Raw genomic sequence first — 18,317 nt, 5'->3', positions numbered from 1 at the left:
CGATTCGCGACACGATACCGAGAGTGGCATGACGACGCAGAGGAAGGTTCTGGTGACCGGCGGCGCGGGATTCATCGGCAGCCACGTGGCGGAGGCCTATGTGGCCCGCGGGGACCGGGTGTGGGTGCTCGACAACCTCTCCAGCGGGAAGCGGACGAACGTCCCGGCCGGAGCGGAGCTGATCCACATGGACATCGGCGACCCGTCCGTGGGGGCCCTGTTCGACGAGGTGGGCTTCGACCTGGTCAACCACCACGCGGCGCAGATCGACGTGCGCATCTCGGTGGCCGATCCGGCCCGGGACGCGACCACCAACCTGCTGGGCCTGCTCAACCTGACGGAGGCGGCCATCCGGACGGGCACGCGCCGCTTCATCTTCGTCTCGAGCGGTGGGGTGGTCTACGGCGAGCCGGAGCTGATCCCCACGCCGGAGCGGGCCCCCAAGGACCCGCGTTCCCCCTACGGCGTCACCAAGCTGACCGGGGAGTACTACCTGAACTACTATCGGAAGGAGCGGGGCCTGGAGTACGTGGCGCTCCGCTACTCGAACGTGTACGGGCCGCGGCAGGATCCGCACGGCGAGGCAGGGGTAGTGGCGATCTTCTCGCAGCGGCTGCAGGACAAGGTGCCGCTGACCATCTTCGGCGACGGCGAGCAGACCCGGGACTACGTGTACGTGAAAGACGTGGTGAGCGCGAACCTGCGGGTGTCGGATCTCGCCCTGGAAGGGAACGAGATGGACGACGTCGCCTTCAATGTCGGGACGGGCGTCGGCACCAGCGTGAACCGGCTGGCCGACCTGCTGGAGGAGGTGGCCGAGGTGCACCCCGGTCGCGAGTACCGCGGCGCCCGCGTGGGCGAGCTCCGGCACTCGACGCTCGACTCCTCCCAGCTTCGCGAGACCGGCTGGGCGCCGCGCTTCGCGATCCGTGACGGGCTGCGGGAGACCTACGAGCACATCGCGGCGGCGAGGGTGGCCGGGTGACCCTCGCCTCCGCCTTCCTCTTCCAGGCACCGCCTCCGGCGACGGCCTGGGACATGATCGTCGGCGGGGGCCTCTCGACCCGCATCATCCTGACGGTGCTGGCCGTCTTCTCCTTCCTGTCCTGGATCATCATCGTCTGGAAGTGGCGCCAGTTCGGCTCCGTCCGGCGCCAGGGCAGCCGCTTCATCGACGAGATGGAGCGCGCCAAGCGGCTGGAGGAGGCCGTGCGCGCGCTGGTGGCCCTGCCGGACTCGCCGTACGGGCGCGTGTTCCGCCGCGGCATCAACTTCTTCTCGGAGCTCCGACCGGGCTCGCTGCACGGCCAGGGGAGCACCGAGGGCCTGTCGCTGACGCAGCTCGAGGCCCTGCGTCTGGTGATGGAGAAGGAGGAGGCCGAGGAGCGCGACGAGCTGTCGCACGGACTGCCCTGGCTGGCCATCATCGGCTCCATCTCGCCCCTGCTGGGGCTGATGGGCACCGTCATCGGGGTGATGAACGCCTTCCTGGGCATCACGTCGGCGGGCTCGGCCAACATCGCGGCCGTCGCGCCCGGAGTGGCCGAAGCGCTGATCACCACCGTGGCGGGGCTCGCCGTGGCCATCCCGGCGGTGATCGCCTACGGCCACTTCGCCACCAAGCTGGACCTCTTCGCCGGGGAGCTCGAGGGCTTCTCCAGCGAGTTCATCGGCGCGCTCGCCCGCGAGGGCCGCGTGTGAGGTCGGGCCGGCGCGCTTCCTCGCGACGCGGGCTGCCGACCGAGGCCCAGATCAACGTCACCAGCCTGGTCGACGTCGCGTTCACCCTCCTCGTCATCTTCATCATCACCGCACCGATCCTGCAGGGCGGGATCGAGGTGGATCTGCCGGAAGGCAACGTCGCTCCGCTCGACGCGGATCGCACCCCCATCATCGTCTCCATCGACCGGGACGGGACCTTCTTCGTGGAGGACCAGCGGGTCGAGACCGCGGAGTCGCTGCGTCAGCTGGTGCAGCGCCTGGTGGAACGTTCGGGCGGAGGGACGGTCTATCTCCGTGGGGACCGGCAGGTCCCGTACGGACGGGTCATCGAGGCCTTCGATGCGGTGAACCAGGTGGAGGGTGCCCAGTTGAGCGTGGTCGTCGAATCCGACACCCGACGGCGCTGATGCGTCCCGTCGTGGGCCCGCCGGACCCGGCGGACGCGCCCGCGCGCCGCGGGCGGGGTCCCGATCGCCGCGCCGTCGTGGCCAGCGGCGTCCTGCACGCGCTGGTGATCGCGGTGGCGTGGGGCTCGACCGCGCTCCGGCCCCAGCCCATCCAGTACGAGACGGTGCGGATCCAGCTCTTCTCCCCGCCCCCTGCCCAGGCCGAGGAGGTGCAGGAGGCCAGCCCGCCCGAGGAGGAGCTGGTGGTCGAGGAGCCCGATCCCCAGCCCGAGGCCCCGCCGCCCCCGGAGCAGCGCGAGGAGGTGACCCCGCCGCCGGAGACCCGGCCGGAGCCCCCGCGCCCCGAGCCCCCCACGCCCGATCCGCCCAAGGAGGAGCCGCGGCAGGCCACGGCGCCCGAGCCGGAAGCCCCCGATGCCGAACGGGGTGGAGAGGACATCAACGTGCGCATGGAGGGGCTGCGGCGGGACTACCCGCAGTACTACGCGAACATCGTGAGCCAGCTCCGTCGGTGTTTCCGCGCGCCCACCGGGCGGCACAGCGCGACCGTGCGCTTCGTGATCCACCGCGACGGGACCGTTTCCGGGATCGAGAAGGTAGAATCGACCGGCAGCCTGGCCTTCGACGTGCTGGCCATCGAGGCCGTCGAGTGCGCGGGCAACGGCCGCTTCGGAGTCCTGCCCGACGACTTCGCCTGGGACGCGTTGCCGATCGAGTTCTTCTTCGCCCCGCGGGGCGGATGAGCGTCGCCCGCGTCGGCTCCGCCGACCGGCCCCCTTCTCGCGCCGAACCCACGAGACCGATCCCGATGCGCCTCCGCCTGCTGCCCGCCCTCCCGATCGCGGTGCTGCTCACGCTGGCTGCCGGACCGCTCACCGACCGCGCGCTCGCCCAGGAGGAGTTCCCCAACGTCCGCCTGGGCCTCGTCTACGACCCCAACGCCGAACGGCCGGGACTCGCGCTGCCGCCGCTGTCCGCCCGCTTCGGGGGCGAGGCCGTGGCCGCCGGCGTGGGCGCCATCCTGGCGCGCGACCTCCGCTACTCGGACCGCTTCGAGATCATCGACTCGCTGCCGCCCGACATGATGGAGGACGGCACGGTGAACTACGGCCTGTGGGACCGCTTCGGCGCCACGTGGTTGCTGGACGGGCAGGTGGAGGGGGTGGGGGACGGCTTCACCCTCGCGCTCGAGCTGCACGACGTCGTCTACCGCGAGTCCAAGCAGCGCGCGCGCTTCCCGTTGCCCCCCCAGGACAGCGACGACTTCCGCATGGCGGTGCACGCGGTCTCCGACGCCATCGTGGAGTGGATCACCGGGGAGCCCGGGATGGCCGCCAGCCGGATCGCGTTCTCGCGACGCGACGGGGACGGCAACCAGGACCTGTGGCTGGTGGACTCCGACGGCGAGAACATGGAGCGGGTGACCCGCTACGGGACCATCACCCTCTCCCCGACCTGGGCGCCCGACGGCCGGCGGCTGGCCTTCACGTCCTACAAGGACGGACCGGCCCGCATCTACGAGCTGGACCTGGTGACGCGCGCCGAGAAGGCGGTGCCCGGCACCGGGGACGCCATGTACCTGACGCCCACCTACCACCCCAACGGGCAGCAGATCACGTTCGGTGTGGCCGGCGACGGGGGCGGGATCTACAGCTACGACATCGGGCGGGGCTGCTGCCTGCAGCGCCTGACCGACGCCCGCCGCTACGACGACATCTCGCCCAGCTACTCGCCGGACGGGGGGCGGCTGGCCTTCATGACGTCCCGCCTGGCGGGGGAGTCGGCGCCGCAGATCTACATCATGCCCTCCGGGGGCGGGGACGGCGATCTCCTGTCGCCCTTCGACGTCCGCGAGCGCGGCTACTACACCAGCCCGGACTGGTCCCCCATCGGGGATCGGGTGGTCTTCCACGGCCGCATCGAGCGGGGACGCTACCAGATCCTGGTGGCCGAGGTCGGCCGTGGGCGGGCGCGGTCCTTGATCCAGCTCACCCGCGAGGGCCAGAACGAGGACCCGAGCTGGGCCCCCGACGGCCGGCACATCGTCTTCGTGGGCGAGCGCTCGAACGGGGTGGGGCTGTGGGTGGTGGACGCGGTGACGGGTCGGACCCGTCTGCTGGTCCCGAACATCCGCGCCCGGGCCCCGGAATGGTCGCCGACGCTGGCGGAGGCCCGCGGAAACATATTGCGGAACTAGGGCGCCTACCTTATATGCTGGCGCGGGCCCGGTTCGCGTCAGGAAGTACACTACCGGTCGTGGGTGGCTTCGAGGTGCTGGCCACGACCCCAGGACATGTCCCCTCGAGTGGATGGAGAAAGGATGAAGCCTCGTACCCTGCTGGTCCTGGCATTCGCCATCGCCCTGCCGATCGGTGGCTGCAAGAAGGACCCACCCCCGGCACCCGCGCCGCAACCGGCCGCCACCGACGACGACGAGGCCCGGCGCCGCGCCGAGGAAGAGGCGCGCGCACGTGCGGAACGGGAGGCCGCTGCCCGCGCCGAGGCCGAGCGGCAGCGCCAGATCGAGATGGCGCGCTCGGCGCTCACCGCCATGGTGTTCTTCGAGTACAACATGGCCAACCTCACGCCGGAGGCGCAGCGCATCCTGCGTGACAAGGTGGACATCCTGCGCGCCAATCCGACCGTGCAGCTCCGCATCGAAGGTCACGCGGACGAGCGCGGCTCGACCGAGTACAACATCGCGCTCGGACAGCGACGCGCCGAGAGCGTGCGCAGCTTCTTCGAGAGCTTCGGTCTGACCGCCAACCGGTTCTCGCTGATCTCCTACGGTGAGGAGCGTCCGCTCGACTCGGGCAGCAACGAGTCGTCGTGGTCGCGCAACCGTCGCGCCGCGTTCATCATCACGGCCGGCGAGAACGACATCCAGCCGGTGGCGCGGTAGTCGCGATGGATCGGCGCTCCTCCGAGTCGGATCGACCCGGCGCCTCGTGCGTCCGGAGGAGCGCCGTCCGCGTGGCGCTCGTGCTGTGCGTGGTCGGGTTCTCCGGCTGCGCCACCAAGCGCGACATCCGTGACCTGCGCGCGGAGATCCGCGCGCATTCGGCCCGGCAGGACTCCATCTTCCAGCGGCTGTTCGAATCGGTCGACGCGATCGGCGACACGTTGGAGAACGAGGCCTATGCCAACTTCGAGTTCCGCGGCCAGATGGCCCGCGAGGTCCTGGACCTCAAGGACCAGCTGATCCAGCTGCAGGAGCTCTCCGGACAGAACCAGCGCACGCTGACGCAGCTGCGCGACCAGGTGGAAGCCGGACGGGCCCGGCTGGACCAGACGGAGACCCGGCCTGCGCCGGGCACGGGGGACGACGAGGCGGACGCGGCCTTCGATGCGGCGTACGCGGCGTACCAGCGCCGGTCGTCGACCGCGGCCCGGCTCGGCTTCGAGCAGTTCCTGCAGCAGTTCCCGACCCACGAGCGGGTGCCCGAGGCGCGCTACTACCTGGCGGACCAGCTCGCACAGGACGGGAACGTGGACGAGGCCATCGCCGGCTTCCTGCGCATCCCCGAGCTCTATCCCGCCGATCCCCTGGCCGCCGACGCGCTCTACCGGATCGGGGTCCTGGAGCTGGACCGGGGCGATCCCGACGCGGCGCGCCGGTACTTCCAGCGGGTGGTCACCGGCTATCCGGACTCCGACGCCGCGCGGGTCGCGCGCGAGCGGCTCTCCGAGATCGGCTGAACCCGGCCTCGTCCCCCGGCCGATGCGCTGCGCCGCCTGCGACGCGACCGATACGCGGGTGGTGGACACGCGCCTCAGCCGCGGGGGTCGAGCGGTCCGGCGGCGCCGGGAATGCGAGAGCTGCGGGGCCCGCTTCACCACCTACGAGGAGGTGGAGCAGCGGCCCATCCGGGTCCTCAAGCGGAGCGGCGAATCCGAGGAGTACGATCGGCGGAAGCTGCTGCGTAGCCTGACGGCCGCCTGTGCCAAGCGGCCCGTCTCCTCCGACGCCATCGACCAGATCGTGGAGGACGTCGAGGACGCCCTGGGCCGCTCCGCCGGGGTGGAGGTCTCCAGCACCCGGATCAGCGAGATGGTGATGCACCAGCTCCGCCAGCTGGACCGGGTGGCCTATGTCCGGTATGCGTCCGTCTACCGGAACTTCCGGGATCTGGACGAGTTTGAAGATTTCGTGAGCGAGGTTCGGGCCCGGCAGCGGCGCGAGCTGGCGACTCTGGATCAGGTCGAGCTCCCCCTGGAGCTCCCCACGGATGGTGATGACGGAGCGGAGAATCAACCCGAAGGGTGAGATGCCCTTCCTCGAGCACCTCGAGGAGCTCCGCTGGCGCATCCTGTGGTCGCTCTTCGCCCTGGTGCTGGCCACCCTGCTGGGCTTCTGGATCGTGCAGCGCTTCGGCGTGCTGCAGTTCCTGCTGGCCCCCCTGCAGGAGTACCGGCCCAACACCAAGCTGGTGGCGCTCGGGATCACGGACCCGTTCTTCGTGACCCTGAAGCTGGCCCTGGTGGTGGGGTCGATCCTGGCGTTCCCCATCCTCCTGTACCACCTCTGGAGCTTCCTGTCTCCGGCGCTGGAGAAGCAGGAGAAACGGGTGATCGTGCCCGCCCTCTACTTCGGGCTCCTGCTCTTCCTGGCCGGGGCGGGGCTCGCGTACTACATCGCGCTCCCCGTGACCATCCCGTTCCTCCTGGGATTCCAGACCCAGTTCCTCGACACCACGCTCGAGGTGAACCGCTACTTCGGGTTCGTCACCAAGCTGCTCATCGGCTTCGGCGCGGTCTTCGAGCTCCCGGTGGTGGTGATGATCCTCTCGGCGCTGGGGCTGGTCACGCCCCAGTTCCTGCGCAGCAAGCGCCGGCACGCGCTGGTGATCAACACGGTCGTGGCGAGCTTCCTGTCCCCGGGCGACGTCATCACCGTCACCATCCTCATGATGGTTCCGCTGATCCTGCTCTACGAGGTCAGCATCACGCTCTCCAGCGTCATCTACCGGCGACGCGAGCGGCACATCCTGTCGTCTTCCGACGAGCCTCCTGAAGGAGCGGTGGGAGTCGGCGGATGAGGCGAGGGGTGACGGGTGCGGTCCTGCGCTACGGTCTGTGGGTGGCGCTGGGAACGGCGGCCTTCCCCCCGGGTGCGCTTTCGGCCCAGCAGCCCGATTCCACCCGGCTCCAGATCTTCGAGCGTCTGCGCCAGCTCGCGCGGCCGCCCGGTCTGGACTCCACCCTGCTCGTGGACGACTCCACCGCCGCCGCCCGGCGCGGGCAGGGGCCCGGGGCGGGGCAGGGGCTGGCGGGGTTCGACTCCATCGCCGGTCGCCTCCTCGAGCTGCCCGGCTTCGAGGTCACGCGCTACCAGGGGGCAGGGGCGGAGTTCGGCGCCGCCGAGCGCCGGCTCTCGCTGATCGGCACGGAGGAGCGCAAGCCGCTCGTCGCGCGTGCGGACTTCGAGCTGACGGCGGACACGGCCATCGACTTCGACGAGGAGCGCGGGCTGGTCACCGCGCGCGGTGCCGCCGAGTTCCGCCGACCCGACGGGGAGCCGCTGACCAGCCGACAGCTCATCTATGATCTGAACGCCGACCGCGGCACCGCGCTGGGCGCGCGCACGGTCTACAACGAAGGTGCCAACTGGCAGGTGGCGGGCGATCTCACGTCCGTCCAGCCCGGCCTCTTCTGGGGGCGGCACATCTCGTTCACGTCGTGCGAGCTGGACGAGCCCCACTACCACTTCGCGACCGGCGAGATCAAGTGGGTGTCCGACAACTGGTTCGTGGCGCGCAACGTCACCCTGCGCTTCGCGGATGTCCCCGTCATGTGGCTGCCCTTCATCGCCCAGGGGCTGGGGACGGGGCGTTCGAGCGGCATCCTGGCGCCCACGTTCTCCATCAACGACATCGTGCGCACGTCGGGCAGCTATCGGCGCCGGATCTCGAACCTCGGCTTCTACTGGGCGATGTCCGACTACACGGACGCCAAGATCGCCATGGACTGGTTCAGCGACCGGTTCTTCGCGTTGCAAGGGGGTTTCAACTACTTCTGGGCGCGGCAGTTCCTGCGTGGTGGCATCAACTACCGCGAGTACTGGGAGACGGGTGGTGGACGTCAGCGCACGCTGAACACGCAGAACAACTGGGAGATCAGCGAGCGCACTTCCGTCGCGGTCAACGCCAGCTACGCGTCGGCCGGCTCGTTCGTCCGCCAGAACACGTTCAATCCGCTGGAGCTCACGCAGTCCATCGACTCGGAGGGCCGCTTCACCCGCCGCTTCGACTGGGGCTCGCTCAACGTGGGCGCCAACCGCAAGCAGTTCCTCACGGACGACCGGGTCACCATGACGCTTCCCAACGCGTCGCTGTCCCTGTCTCCGCTGACCTTCTTCCAGGCGCCCGCCAACCGCGAGCGCTGGTACAACAACCTGTCCTGGTCGGGCGGGATGGGCTTCAACCGTGACATCACCGACAATCCGGCGCAGTCCCCCGACAGCGCGTTCGTGCTGTCGCGGGCGGACCTCATCACCACGCGGGGCAACCTGACGTCCAGCTTCACGCTGGGGAACTTCGGCTTCTCGCAGCAGGCCAGCTTCAACGAACGCCTCAATCGGGACATCCCGGGCGCGGCGTTGTTCGAGCCGGGCGACACCACGGTCAACCTGGGCGTGTCCGACGTCGCCGAGTCCACCATCGACTGGTCCGCCACCCTGGACTACCAGCTGCGCACGTTCGGGTCGCTGGTGGTCACCCCCCGGTACCGCGTCTCCGGCCAGCTGCTGCGCTCGGACCAGATCGAGGCGGCCCAGGAGTTCGTGTCGGCCCCGCGCCGGTCCTCCTTCGGCGTCGGCGTGAAGGCGGACGTGTACGGGTTCTGGGGCGGATTCGGGCCATTCGAGGCGATCCGACACAAGATCACCCCGCAGCTGGACTACGATTACGCGCCGGCGGTCACGCCCACCGACCTGCAGCGCGAGGTCTTCACCGGCGCGCGCGAGATCCGCCGCCGGAACCAGATCTCGTTGTCCTTCAACCAGACCTTCGAGGCCAAGCTGAACCCCGAGGCGCAGGCCCAGGCCGACAGCGCCCAGATGGTGCAGGACTCCTTGGCCGTCGCCGACTCCCTGGCCGCCCTGGCCGACACCACGGCCCAGGGGCAGGCGCTGGCGGCGCAGGGAGCGCGTCGACCCCGCGCCGCCGCCCGCGGCGACCGGCCGGAGCCGACGCGGCCGCCGGCGGGAACCCAACCCATCCAGCTCCTGGGCATCGGTCTGAGCGCGGTCCAGTACGACTTCGTGCTCGCCGACTCCACGGGGCGGTGGGAGGAGGGCCTGCAGAACCAGGAGCTGCAGGTGCGCCTGACGTCGGACTACCTGCGCGGGATCTCGCCGTCCCTCAGCTTCGACCTGTTCGATCGCGGCGCGGACCGATCGGGCGAGAAGCAGTTCAGCATGCACCTGTCGTCCGTCAACTTCGGATTCGCCCTGAGCAGCAACTCGGCCATCCTGCGTTGGCTGGGCCTCGGCGGGCGCCGTGGCTCCCCGGTTCCGGACCGCACGGCGGCGCTCCCACCGGACAACCCCCTGGTGGATGACACGGGCTCGCAGGAGACCACGATCGTGCCGCGCACCGAGGATCCGTTCCGGGGCGGGGGAGAGCAGCGCTCCGGCGGCCGCGGCTTCAATGCGAGCTTCAACTACTCCCTGCGCCGCCCGCGCTACGCGACCGAGACGGACGAGCTGATCACGGCCAACGTCAGCTTCAGCCCCACCCGGAGCTGGGACGTCACGTGGCGGACCTCCTACGACCGGATCCAGGGGCAGTTCCTGGATCACATCGTGCGCCTGACACGCGATCTGCACCGCTGGGACGCCCACTTCGACTTCGTCCAGACGGTCAACGGCAACTGGACGTTCCGCTTCGAGGTCCAGCTGAAGGACAACAGCGACCTCAAGTTCGACTACCGCCAGCGCAGCCTCGACAACGCGCGTTAGGCACCGCCGGACGGCGGCCGCGACCGATCAGGGCGGCTCCCAGGCGGCGGCCGCACCTGCCCGCCGCGAGATCCGGCCGGAACCGGGATGGCGGGAATCGCGGTCCGTCGCGCCCGGTCGTGTCGATCCGACCCCCTGCTGGACAGAACCGGTGTCCCCGCAGGGGGACACTCCTGCGGCCCGCGCCCGCAGGATTTCGCGCAACCACGCGATTCCCCCAAACGGTACGGCCGTTGCTCGGAGAGGCCGCCAACGAACCCGAAGGGAGGTGCCGATGAAGCGGTGGGCGGCGTATGGGATGGCCGTGATGCTCGCGAGCGGGATGGCGGCCTGCGACGACGACGTGTTCGGGCCGGGAGGGGCGCCCGCCGCCCCCGTGGACCTGCAGGCCAGCTACTACAACCGGGCGGTCACGCTCACGTGGGAGCTGTCCAACGGCTGGAACGGAGAGAGCTTCCGCGTCTACGGCAAGCGGGTCAGCGACTCCGACTGGTTCCTGCTGGCCGACGTCACCAGCTGCGCCGACGGGCTGTGTGAGTACACGGACGTGAACATCGCGGAGGGCGTTCGCTACGAGTACTTCGTCTCGGCCGTCGATCCCGACACGGGCGGCGAAGCCGACTCGAACGTGGTGGGCGTGGACGTGCCGGACTTCACGCCACCTCCGGTCCCGGGCGGGCTCCACGTGCTGGGCCTGGACGGTGCCACCTTCGTGACCTGGGGCGACAACGCCCGTCAGGCGTCCGACTTCTCCTTCTACCGCCTCTACCTGCAGGACGGGCAGGGCGGCGCCTTCCTGCTGGGAGAGACCGACTCCGAAGGCTTCGTCGACCTGCTCGCCAGCAACGGGGTGACGTCCACCTATCGGGTCGCCGCCGTCGATACCTGGGGGCACGAGAGCGCCGTGTCGGGCTCGGCGTCGGGGACGCCCCGTCCGGACTACACGGGCGAGCTGCTGTACGCCTTCGAGGACCGGCCCCAGGACGCGGGCTTCCGCTTCCGGGAGGACGACCAGGTGAGCCCGGTCGTGAGCGGGAGCGCCGCGGAGCGTCACTTCCGCGTGGAGGTGGATGCGAGCGGCTTCTGGCTGGTGCCCGGGCCGGGCACACAGATCCATGCGTCGGGCTTCGCGACGTCCGCCCTGGTGTGTGGCGTGGGCGCGGATCCGGACTGCGTGGCGCTGGAGACCGCCCCCACGTCGGGCTACACGGCCCAGGACGTGGCGCTGGTGGACCAGACCTCCTACCCGATGCGGGTGGTGGGGGACGACGGCCAGGTCCACTACGGCGTGATCCGGATCCAGGGCACCGGATTCGATCAGGCGGGCGACGGCCTGGTGGTGCTCGATTGGGCCTACCAGCTCCAGCCCGGCAACCCGGCGCTGACGCCCCGCCGCTGACGGTCCCCCTCCGGGCCGGCTCGCCCGGCCCGGAACGCCGTGCCGGACGCCCCTGCGCCCGGTTCCCACCCGGCCTGCCCCCACGGGAGGCCGGGTGGGCCGTTTCCGGGGGTCGGTCCGGCCGGGCGGCGGGGGGGCGGGCGACGGATCTTCGCACCGTTGCGCCGCTTCTGCGCTCGGCGGCCGGGGACCCGCCGCTCGCCATCCGCTCCGCCGCGGCCGTGGCCTGGAACGTGTATACGGGAAGGCTCGGCCCAGGGTGTTTCCGGGGAACGGGGCCTCAGAACGAAAGCAACGAGAGGCGGGACGGGACGAGGGACCCATCGGTGGGTCCGCTTCCGCTGTCCCAGTCCGGCCGGGATGTCGGTCGCACGACCGGCTCCGGCACGAGCTCCCCCGCCGGGGGACCGAGGGTCAAGGAGCGGACGCGAGAGAGCATGAGCATCGAAGCGCTGAAGGAGCAGGCTCGGGCGCACGAGCAGAACGAGGAGTGGGAGAAGGCACTCCAACTCTACGTCCAGGCCATCCAGCGACAGGGGAGTGAGGACCAGCCCGACCTGGGCCTCTACAATCGCGCCGGCGACCTGAGCACGCGGCTCGGCAATCTCGAGGGTGCGCTCGAGTACTACGACCAGGCCGTCAAGCTGTACCTGGACAGCGAGCTGCCGAACAACGCGATCGCCATCCTCAAGAAGATCCTCCGGAACATGCCCTACCGGACGGACGTGTTCCTCCAGATGGGCAAGATCCGCGCGCAGCAGGGGTTCCTGGTGGACGCGCGCGAGAACTTCCTGCGCTACGCCGAGATCATGCAGCAGGAGGACAAGCTCGACGACGCGCGGACCGCGCTCGTGGAGTTCGCCGAGCTGGCGCCCACCGACCTCGACGTCCAGAACATGGTGGTGGCCCAGCTGCTGGCCGCCGAGCAGACGGAGGCGGCGGTCGACCATCTCGGCCGCACGTATCGCACGCTGCTCCGCCGCGGGGAGGACGAGGCGGCCATGGCCGTCGCCGACCGCCTGCGCGAGATCGCGCCCGACTCCGGACTCCCGACCGACGACGGCGACTACGAGGGCTTCGAGACGACCTCCCTGGCGGGCGACGAGCTCGCGGGGGCCGCGCCGGCCGACATGGAGATGGAGACCACGGCCCACGTCGACGTGGCCGGCCACGCGGACGTCGATGGGGGCGCGATCCTCGAGATCGAGCCCACGCACTACGGCCACGACGAGCTGTCGGCGATGGAGGTCGAGGTCACCCCGCTGGACCTGGAGACGTCCTCCGGTTTCCGCGCGGCGGACGTGCCCGACGACGATCCCTGGGGCGCGGCAGCGGCGGATCTGGACGTGGGGATGGGATCCGGAGCGCCGGCCGAGGCCGTGACCGAAGACGAGCGGGCCGGTGGGCCCGCGGCGGCCCCCGAGCCGGAGGACGGCCTCGCGATCGTCGCGGATGGAGCGGACGATGCGCTCGCGGATGGAGCGGACGACGCGCTGGCGGACGTAGCGAACGATGGGCTGACGGACGCCGACGGGGAGGATCTGTCGGACTTCGCCACCCACGACGACCTCGATCTTCCCACCCACGGGTGGGCCGACGAGAGCGCGCCGGAGGAGGACGAGGTGCTCCTCTCCGCGGCCTGGGGCGACGAGCCCGAGGAGGATCTCGCGGCCCCGGTGGCCGACGAGCGCGCGCCCGACGAGGACGATGCGCCCCTCTCCGCCGCCTGGGCGGACGAGCCCGAGGTGCCGTCGGCAGCGATCGGCCCGGACGCTTCTGCCGAGGACGCCGGTCCCGGTGAAGCGATCGAGCCCACCGAGCTGCAGTGGGACGCGGCCGGGACGGACGAGACCGAAGACGCCGCGGACCCGTGGAGCTCCGAAGCGGGGCTGAGCGGCCTGGAGGTGCTCCCGGCCTGGGGCGCCGACGAGGACGAGGACGTGGAGGTCGGCGGGCTCTCCGACGCCTGGGAGGAGCCCGAAAGCCTCGATGCAGCGGTGGAGGACGGGCTGGACGCGTCGTCCCTGGACGAGGGGACCCCCCTCGCCGCCGAGGCGGACGAGGAGGTGTCGGTGGCGGGCCTCGACGAGGCCTGGATCGCCATCGACGACGTCGAGGAGCCGGAGGCGGCCGCCGAACCGGCAGCCCCCGTGTGGGAGGCGCGGAGCGACGACCCCGGTGAGGGCCTCGATGATGGGGCGGCCTGGCTGGAGCTCGCGGCCCGGCTGGACGAGGAAGGGGAGGCGGAGGAGGCCTGCACGGCCCTCGAGGAGGCCCACCTGGCCTTCGCCGGCGCCCTCCAGTTCGATCGCGCCCTCGACACCGTGAACCGGCTGGTGGAGCGCGACCCGGATACCGTCTCCCATCACCGCCACCGTGCCGACTACGCGATGCGCGCCGGGGACCGGTCCCGGCAACTGGCCGCGTGGTTGGATCTGGCCGCGGCCCTGGAGCGCTCGGGCGACCCGGTCGAAGCCGCGGCCTCCTATGAGAAAGTGCTGGAGCTCGATCCGGCCAATGAGTTCGCTGCCATACAGTTGGCGGCAGCGGCCCAGCCGGTGGCGCAAGCCGCCGCGCCGGAGTACGTGGACCTGGGCGCGATGGTGATCGATCGGGTGGAGAAGACCACCCGGTGGACCGTCGAGGCCGAGGAGCCGGAGCGGGAGGAGGACTTCGACTTCCGCGAGATGCTCAACCAGTTCAAGGCCAAGGTGGCCGAGCACGTGGACGTGGGCGACGTCCGGGCCCACTACGACCTGGGGACCGCCTACCGGGAGATGGGGCTCGTCGACGAGGCCATCTCGGAGTTCCAGCTCGCGCTCCGGGCCGACGGGAAGAACCTGGCCACGTACGAGATGCTGGGTCAGTGCTTCATGGAGAAGGGACAGCCCGAATTCGCCGTCCGCTCGCTGGGCCGCGCGGCCCAATTGCCCCATGATGTGGAGGATGAGCTTCTGGGGATCTATTATTACCTCGGCCGCGCCCACGAAGAGCTCGGCCAGCGAGACGAGGCGGTCGAGTTCTACGAGAAGGTCTTCGCACTCGACATCAACTTCCAGGATGTGACGGAACGGCTTCGCTCGCTTCGCTGAACGGACACCGTTTAGACGCTCGAGGCGAATGCAGTCCAGTGCGTGGCCGGGGCCTCTCCTGCGGGAGGCCGCCGCCCAGCTAGCGGCCATCCAGGCCCCTGTGCATGACCGGCTCGGTCAGGTCCTGACCGAGCTGCGCCGCGTCGTGCGCTCCGATTTCGGCGACATCCAAGGGGTCAACGACCACCTGCTGCTGATGCGGGGGAAGTTGCTACGACCCACGCTGCTGCTGCTCAGCAGCCAGGTGGGGGATCAGCCGGCGGACGACACCGTCACCCTGGCGTCGGTGGTCGAGCTCGTGCACCTCGCCACCCTGGTCCACGACGACGCGGTCGACCACTCGGTGCTCCGGCGCGGACTGCCCACCGTCAATGCGCTGTGGACCCACCAGGTCGCCATCATCATGGGCGACTTCCTCTACAGCCGGGCCATCACCGAGCTCGCCGCGCTGGGACGCCTCGAGGCGCTGCGGGTGCTGGCCGTTGCCGCGAACGAGATGAGCGTGGGCGAGATGCGCCAGCTCACCTCGTACGATGCGCTCGACTTCAGCGAGGGCGACTACTACGCCCTGATCGCCGCCAAGACCGCCTCTCTGATGCGGGCCGCGTGCGAGATGGGTGCGCTGGCGGGCGTGGAGCGCTACCGTGAGCCTCTCGCGCGCTACGGACAGAGCCTGGGCATGGCGTTCCAGATCGCCGACGACCTGCTCGACTACACCGGCTCGGAGCGCGTGACGGGCAAGCCCACGGGACACGACCTGCGGGAGCACAAGGTGACGCTGCCGCTCGTCGAGGCGATGCGGCATACGAACGAGGCGGAGACCCGGGAGATCCGGGATCTGTTCGACCAGGTCGATCCGGCGGACGACCATATCGAGAGGGTGGTGGAGATCGTGGAGCGGAGGGGCGGACTGAAGTACGCGCGGGAGAAGGCGCAGGCGTTCGCCGCCGACGCCCTGGGCGCGCTCGAAGGGCTGGCACCGGGACCCGCCCTGGACGCGCTGCGCGACGCGGTGGGGTACGCGGTGGACCGCAGCCTGTGAAGCCCCGCCTCGGAGAGACGCGACGCACCGGCTCCAGGCTGGTCTGGACCCTCATCCTCGGCCTGTTCCTCGGGGGCCTGCTCACCCAGCTCTGCGAGCTGTTCCTGCCCGAGAGCGCGGCCCGGACCTTCCTCACCGTTTCCGCGGTAGCATCCCTGGGGCCGTTCGCGGTCGACCTCGTCGCCGTGGCCTTTACGATCGGCCCCTTGCAACTGAGCTTGAATGTCCTGACTCTGGTCGGGATCGGCACCGTCTGGTTGATCGCCCGGTCGCTGATCTAGCACAGAGCTTCGTTTTCCGAGAGGGCGCCGACCGGTTCGGCGGCCCGGGAGGGTACCATGGGGTTCGGTGGACTCGGGATGTGGGAGGTTCTCCTCATCCTACTGGTCGCGCTGCTGGTGTTCGGCGCCAAGCGCCTGCCGGAGATCGGCTCGTCGCTCGGCAAGGGAATCCGTGAGTTCAAGAGCTCGGTCCGGGAGATCGAGCGCGAGCTCAAGTACGAGGACCGTCAGCTTCCGCCCCAGGCCCGTGCGCCCGAGGCCAAGCCCCCAGCCACCGACGCCACCACGGGCGGGGAGCCCCGCAAGCTGACCACGTCCGGCTGACCCCGTCGAGCGGGCGGGACACGCGGATCCGGACCGGCGGCGCATCTCCGCCGCGTCCCGTCGGCACCGGATCGACATGAGGCAGGAAGGGGGCGGTCGCCAGCGGCGACCGCCCCCTTCGTCATGTCCGTCTCCCGTCCTCCGGCTCCGGCCCGGTTCGGCGGCGTCCCGACCGAGCGTCCGCGCCGGCCGTCCGCCGGTCAGCGCATCCCGCCGAACGGTCCCGTGGCCATGGGGAGCGGTTGCTCGTCCGCGGGCCGCAGGACCTCGTCCCGACGGTCCACGATGCGCGCCTGGGCCCGCAGGCCCTCCAGCCAGTCCTGCAGGCGGGTGTTGGCCTCGATCTGCTGCAGCGTCAGGCGCTGACCCTCCTTCTGCTCCACGAATGCGGCGCTGTCCGCCGGGCTCTGCTCGAGCACCTCCAGCACGACCACGTCCGTGTCCGTCCGCACCGCGCCCGACAATGTGCCGGGCTGCAGTCCGAAGGCCACGCCGATCGCGGGGTTCTGCCGACCGAGTCCGGCGACGAAATCCGTGCGGGTGAACGGCGCCGGGGCCCGCACCTCCGTTCCGAGCCGCTGGGCCACCTGATCCAGGGACCCGTTGGCGCCGCTCATGGCCTCCTGCGCCCGCGACTCCGCCAGGTCCAGCTTCTTCTCCATCCGCAGCCGCTGCTCGATCACGCTGCGCGCCTGGTCGAGCGGCAGCACGCCGGCCGGGGTGCGGTCGATGAGCTGCAGGGCATAGAACGCCTGGCTGGTCTCGAAGACCGGGCTGGCGTCGCCGAGCTCGGCCTCCTCCTGCGCCCAGTCCATGCCCTCCCCGATGCGCCCGGCGCCGCTGGCGAACGGGAAGTCCGCGCTCAGGTCCACGGTATCGGTGGCGAGCCCCAGCATCCGGGCCGCCTCGGCCAGATCCCGGTCCTCCGCCAGGGCCTCGAGCGAATCCGCCTCCGTCAGGAGCCGGATCTCAGAGGCGTCGGTGCGACCGACCGGCAGCAGGATGTGGCGGGCGCGGGCCGAGTCGGCCCAGCGTTCCTCGACCTCGATCAGGTGCCAGCCGAACTGGGTCTGCACGGGTTCGGTGACCGTCCCCACCCGCGCGGCCCACACGGCCGAGTCGAAGGTGGCGACCATCCGACCCCGGGGGAACGTGCCCAGGCTGCCGCCGAGCGGGGCCGTCGACTCGTCCGTGGACTCGGTGCTCGCCAGCTCGGCGAAGTCCGCGCCCTCCAGGATGGCCGTGCGCAGCGAATCCGCACGCGCGCGGGCCGCAGCCGAGTCGGAGGCGCTGGGCGTCTTGGGCAACACCACGACCGCGAGCCTCGCCCGGGCCGGCACCTCGAACTCCTCCTCGTTCTCGTCGTAGTACCGCCGGATCTCGGCGTCACTGACCGGAGCCTCGGCGTCGGCGACCGCATTGACGGCGTCGAGGGCCACGAAGCGGATGGTGGCGGTGGCGTTGCGGTCCTGGTACGCCTGCCACAGCTCACCGTCGCTGGGATAGACGCCCGCGCTCACCTGACGCAGGAGCTTTCCGCGCGGGATGACCGACCGGTAGTAGGCCTCCAGCTCCAGCAGGATCTCCGGGGGGAGTCCCGCCATCCACGTCTGGTACTTCTGCAGGTCGAACGCGCCGTCGGTCTGGAAGGCGGGGTCGTTCTGCAGGGCCGGAGGGGGCGAGAACTGGGCGGCCTGCCGGATCTCGTCGTCCGTGACCGTGATGCCGCGGCGCTCCAGCTCCTGGTTGATCAGGATCTGGTTGACCACCTCGTCCCAGGCCTGGTCCTCGATCTCGCGGCTCTGCTGGCTCGTGATCGGCTCCTCCTGGGAGGCGGAGACCTGGTCGTAGAGGTTGCGGCGCGTGTTCTCGTACATCTCGAAGGAGACGGACACGCCGTTCACGCGACCGATGGAGCCCACCCCGCCGCCGCCCCGGCCCGTGGCATCCATCCCCCACTCGAAGACCATCAGCGCACCGAAGGCCAGCGCGGTGGCCAGCATGATCCACTTGGTGCTCTGACGCAGCTGACGCATCATGGCGCGACGAACCCTCCCGGCGGCCCCGCGGACCGCGACCGAACGTACGGA

The 18,317-nt window shown here is 70.6% G+C and carries 16 protein-coding genes; 15 read left to right on the top strand and 1 reads right to left on the bottom strand.

Annotated features, from left to right (window positions below):
- Window positions 1-28 precede the first annotated feature (28 nt).
- The 15 genes from R3E98_07790 (at window position 29) to R3E98_07720 (ending at window position 16,227) form a co-directional block, all read left to right on the top strand.
- The gene (locus R3E98_07790; protein ID MEZ4423292.1) at window positions 29-985 is read left to right on the top strand and encodes an NAD-dependent epimerase/dehydratase family protein; all 957 of its coding nucleotides are present in this window, start codon (window positions 29-31) and stop codon (window positions 983-985) included.
- The gene (locus R3E98_07785) at window positions 982-1,701 is read left to right on the top strand and encodes a MotA/TolQ/ExbB proton channel family protein (GenBank protein MEZ4423291.1); all 720 of its coding nucleotides are present in this window, start codon (window positions 982-984) and stop codon (window positions 1,699-1,701) included. The genes R3E98_07790 and R3E98_07785 overlap by 4 nt, the downstream gene beginning before the upstream one ends.
- Window positions 1,698-2,129 carry a biopolymer transporter ExbD gene (locus R3E98_07780; protein MEZ4423290.1) on the top strand — a complete coding sequence of 144 codons (432 nt, stop codon included), beginning with the start codon at window positions 1,698-1,700 and terminating at the stop codon, window positions 2,127-2,129. Before R3E98_07785 ends, R3E98_07780 begins: the two co-directional genes overlap by 4 nt.
- Entirely contained in the window at window positions 2,129-2,872 is a 744-nt protein-coding gene (locus R3E98_07775) for a TonB C-terminal domain-containing protein (protein ID MEZ4423289.1), read from the top strand. Before R3E98_07780 ends, R3E98_07775 begins: the two co-directional genes overlap by 1 nt.
- A gap of 65 nt (window positions 2,873-2,937) precedes the next feature.
- Complete coding sequence (locus R3E98_07770; protein MEZ4423288.1) at window positions 2,938-4,326, top strand: hypothetical protein; 1,389 nt, start codon at window positions 2,938-2,940, stop codon at window positions 4,324-4,326.
- 123 nt (window positions 4,327-4,449) lie between these two features.
- Window positions 4,450-5,031: an OmpA family protein gene (locus tag R3E98_07765; GenBank protein MEZ4423287.1), complete on the top strand. Its 582-nt coding sequence runs from the start codon at window positions 4,450-4,452 to the stop codon at window positions 5,029-5,031.
- Between the two features lie 71 nt (window positions 5,032-5,102).
- Window positions 5,103-5,828 (top strand): tetratricopeptide repeat protein, encoded by a 726-nt coding sequence (locus R3E98_07760; protein MEZ4423286.1) that lies wholly within the window; start codon window positions 5,103-5,105, stop codon window positions 5,826-5,828.
- 22 nt (window positions 5,829-5,850) lie between these two features.
- Window positions 5,851-6,396, top strand: a complete 546-nt coding sequence (gene nrdR / locus R3E98_07755) for a transcriptional regulator NrdR (GenBank protein ID MEZ4423285.1) — start codon at window positions 5,851-5,853, stop codon at window positions 6,394-6,396.
- Window positions 6,365-7,168 (top strand): twin-arginine translocase subunit TatC, encoded by an 804-nt coding sequence (gene tatC, locus R3E98_07750; GenBank protein MEZ4423284.1) that lies wholly within the window; start codon window positions 6,365-6,367, stop codon window positions 7,166-7,168. Before nrdR ends, tatC begins: the two co-directional genes overlap by 32 nt.
- On the top strand, window positions 7,165-10,089 hold the full coding sequence (locus tag R3E98_07745; protein ID MEZ4423283.1) for a putative LPS assembly protein LptD: 2,925 nt from the start codon (window positions 7,165-7,167) through the stop codon (window positions 10,087-10,089). Before tatC ends, R3E98_07745 begins: the two co-directional genes overlap by 4 nt.
- 274 nt (window positions 10,090-10,363) lie before the next feature.
- Window positions 10,364-11,488 (top strand): hypothetical protein, encoded by a 1,125-nt coding sequence (locus tag R3E98_07740; protein ID MEZ4423282.1) that lies wholly within the window; start codon window positions 10,364-10,366, stop codon window positions 11,486-11,488.
- 437 nt (window positions 11,489-11,925) lie between these two features.
- Window positions 11,926-14,580: a tetratricopeptide repeat protein gene (locus tag R3E98_07735; GenBank protein MEZ4423281.1), complete on the top strand. Its 2,655-nt coding sequence runs from the start codon at window positions 11,926-11,928 to the stop codon at window positions 14,578-14,580.
- A 100-nt stretch (window positions 14,581-14,680) separates the two neighbouring features.
- A complete protein-coding gene (locus R3E98_07730) occupies window positions 14,681-15,622 on the top strand; it encodes a polyprenyl synthetase family protein (protein ID MEZ4423280.1) in 942 nt (313 codons plus the stop codon).
- Window positions 15,619-15,903: a hypothetical protein gene (locus tag R3E98_07725; GenBank protein ID MEZ4423279.1), complete on the top strand. Its 285-nt coding sequence runs from the start codon at window positions 15,619-15,621 to the stop codon at window positions 15,901-15,903. The genes R3E98_07730 and R3E98_07725 overlap by 4 nt, the downstream gene beginning before the upstream one ends.
- A 57-nt stretch (window positions 15,904-15,960) precedes the next feature.
- The gene (locus tag R3E98_07720; protein MEZ4423278.1) at window positions 15,961-16,227 is read left to right on the top strand and encodes a twin-arginine translocase TatA/TatE family subunit; all 267 of its coding nucleotides are present in this window, start codon (window positions 15,961-15,963) and stop codon (window positions 16,225-16,227) included.
- A 200-nt stretch (window positions 16,228-16,427) separates the two neighbouring features.
- Here R3E98_07720 and R3E98_07715 read toward each other — a convergent pair whose 3' ends face one another.
- The gene (locus R3E98_07715) at window positions 16,428-18,266 is read right to left on the bottom strand and encodes a peptidylprolyl isomerase (GenBank protein MEZ4423277.1); all 1,839 of its coding nucleotides are present in this window, start codon (window positions 18,264-18,266) and stop codon (window positions 16,428-16,430) included.
- Window positions 18,267-18,317: the final 51 nt, after the last annotated feature.

The sequence above is a fragment of the Gemmatimonadota bacterium genome (assembly GCA_041390125.1).
GTDB lineage: Bacteria > Gemmatimonadota > Gemmatimonadetes > Longimicrobiales > Gaopeijiaceae > JAGQIF01.
Note: the sequence above shows the minus strand (reverse complement) of the source record. Positions and strands in the feature narration are given on the sequence as shown.

Bases quoted from the DNA above. Each gene is read 5' to 3' on its own strand.
- R3E98_07735 (MEZ4423281.1), top strand. From the start codon at position 11,926: ATGAGCATCGAAGCGCTGAAGGAGCAGGCTCGGGCGCACGAGCAGAAC.
- R3E98_07790 (MEZ4423292.1), top strand. From the start codon at position 29: ATGACGACGCAGAGGAAGGTTCTGGTGACCGGCGGCGCGGGATTCATC.
- R3E98_07765 (MEZ4423287.1), top strand. From the start codon at position 4,450: ATGAAGCCTCGTACCCTGCTGGTCCTGGCATTCGCCATCGCCCTGCCG.
- nrdR (MEZ4423285.1), top strand. From the start codon at position 5,851: ATGCGCTGCGCCGCCTGCGACGCGACCGATACGCGGGTGGTGGACACG.
- R3E98_07720 (MEZ4423278.1), top strand. From the start codon at position 15,961: ATGGGGTTCGGTGGACTCGGGATGTGGGAGGTTCTCCTCATCCTACTG.
- R3E98_07775 (MEZ4423289.1), top strand. From the start codon at position 2,129: ATGCGTCCCGTCGTGGGCCCGCCGGACCCGGCGGACGCGCCCGCGCGC.
- R3E98_07745 (MEZ4423283.1), top strand. From the start codon at position 7,165: ATGAGGCGAGGGGTGACGGGTGCGGTCCTGCGCTACGGTCTGTGGGTG.
- tatC (MEZ4423284.1), top strand. From the start codon at position 6,365: ATGACGGAGCGGAGAATCAACCCGAAGGGTGAGATGCCCTTCCTCGAG.
- R3E98_07770 (MEZ4423288.1), top strand. From the start codon at position 2,938: ATGCGCCTCCGCCTGCTGCCCGCCCTCCCGATCGCGGTGCTGCTCACG.
- R3E98_07715 (MEZ4423277.1), bottom strand. From the start codon at position 18,266: ATGATGCGTCAGCTGCGTCAGAGCACCAAGTGGATCATGCTGGCCACC.
- R3E98_07740 (MEZ4423282.1), top strand. From the start codon at position 10,364: ATGAAGCGGTGGGCGGCGTATGGGATGGCCGTGATGCTCGCGAGCGGG.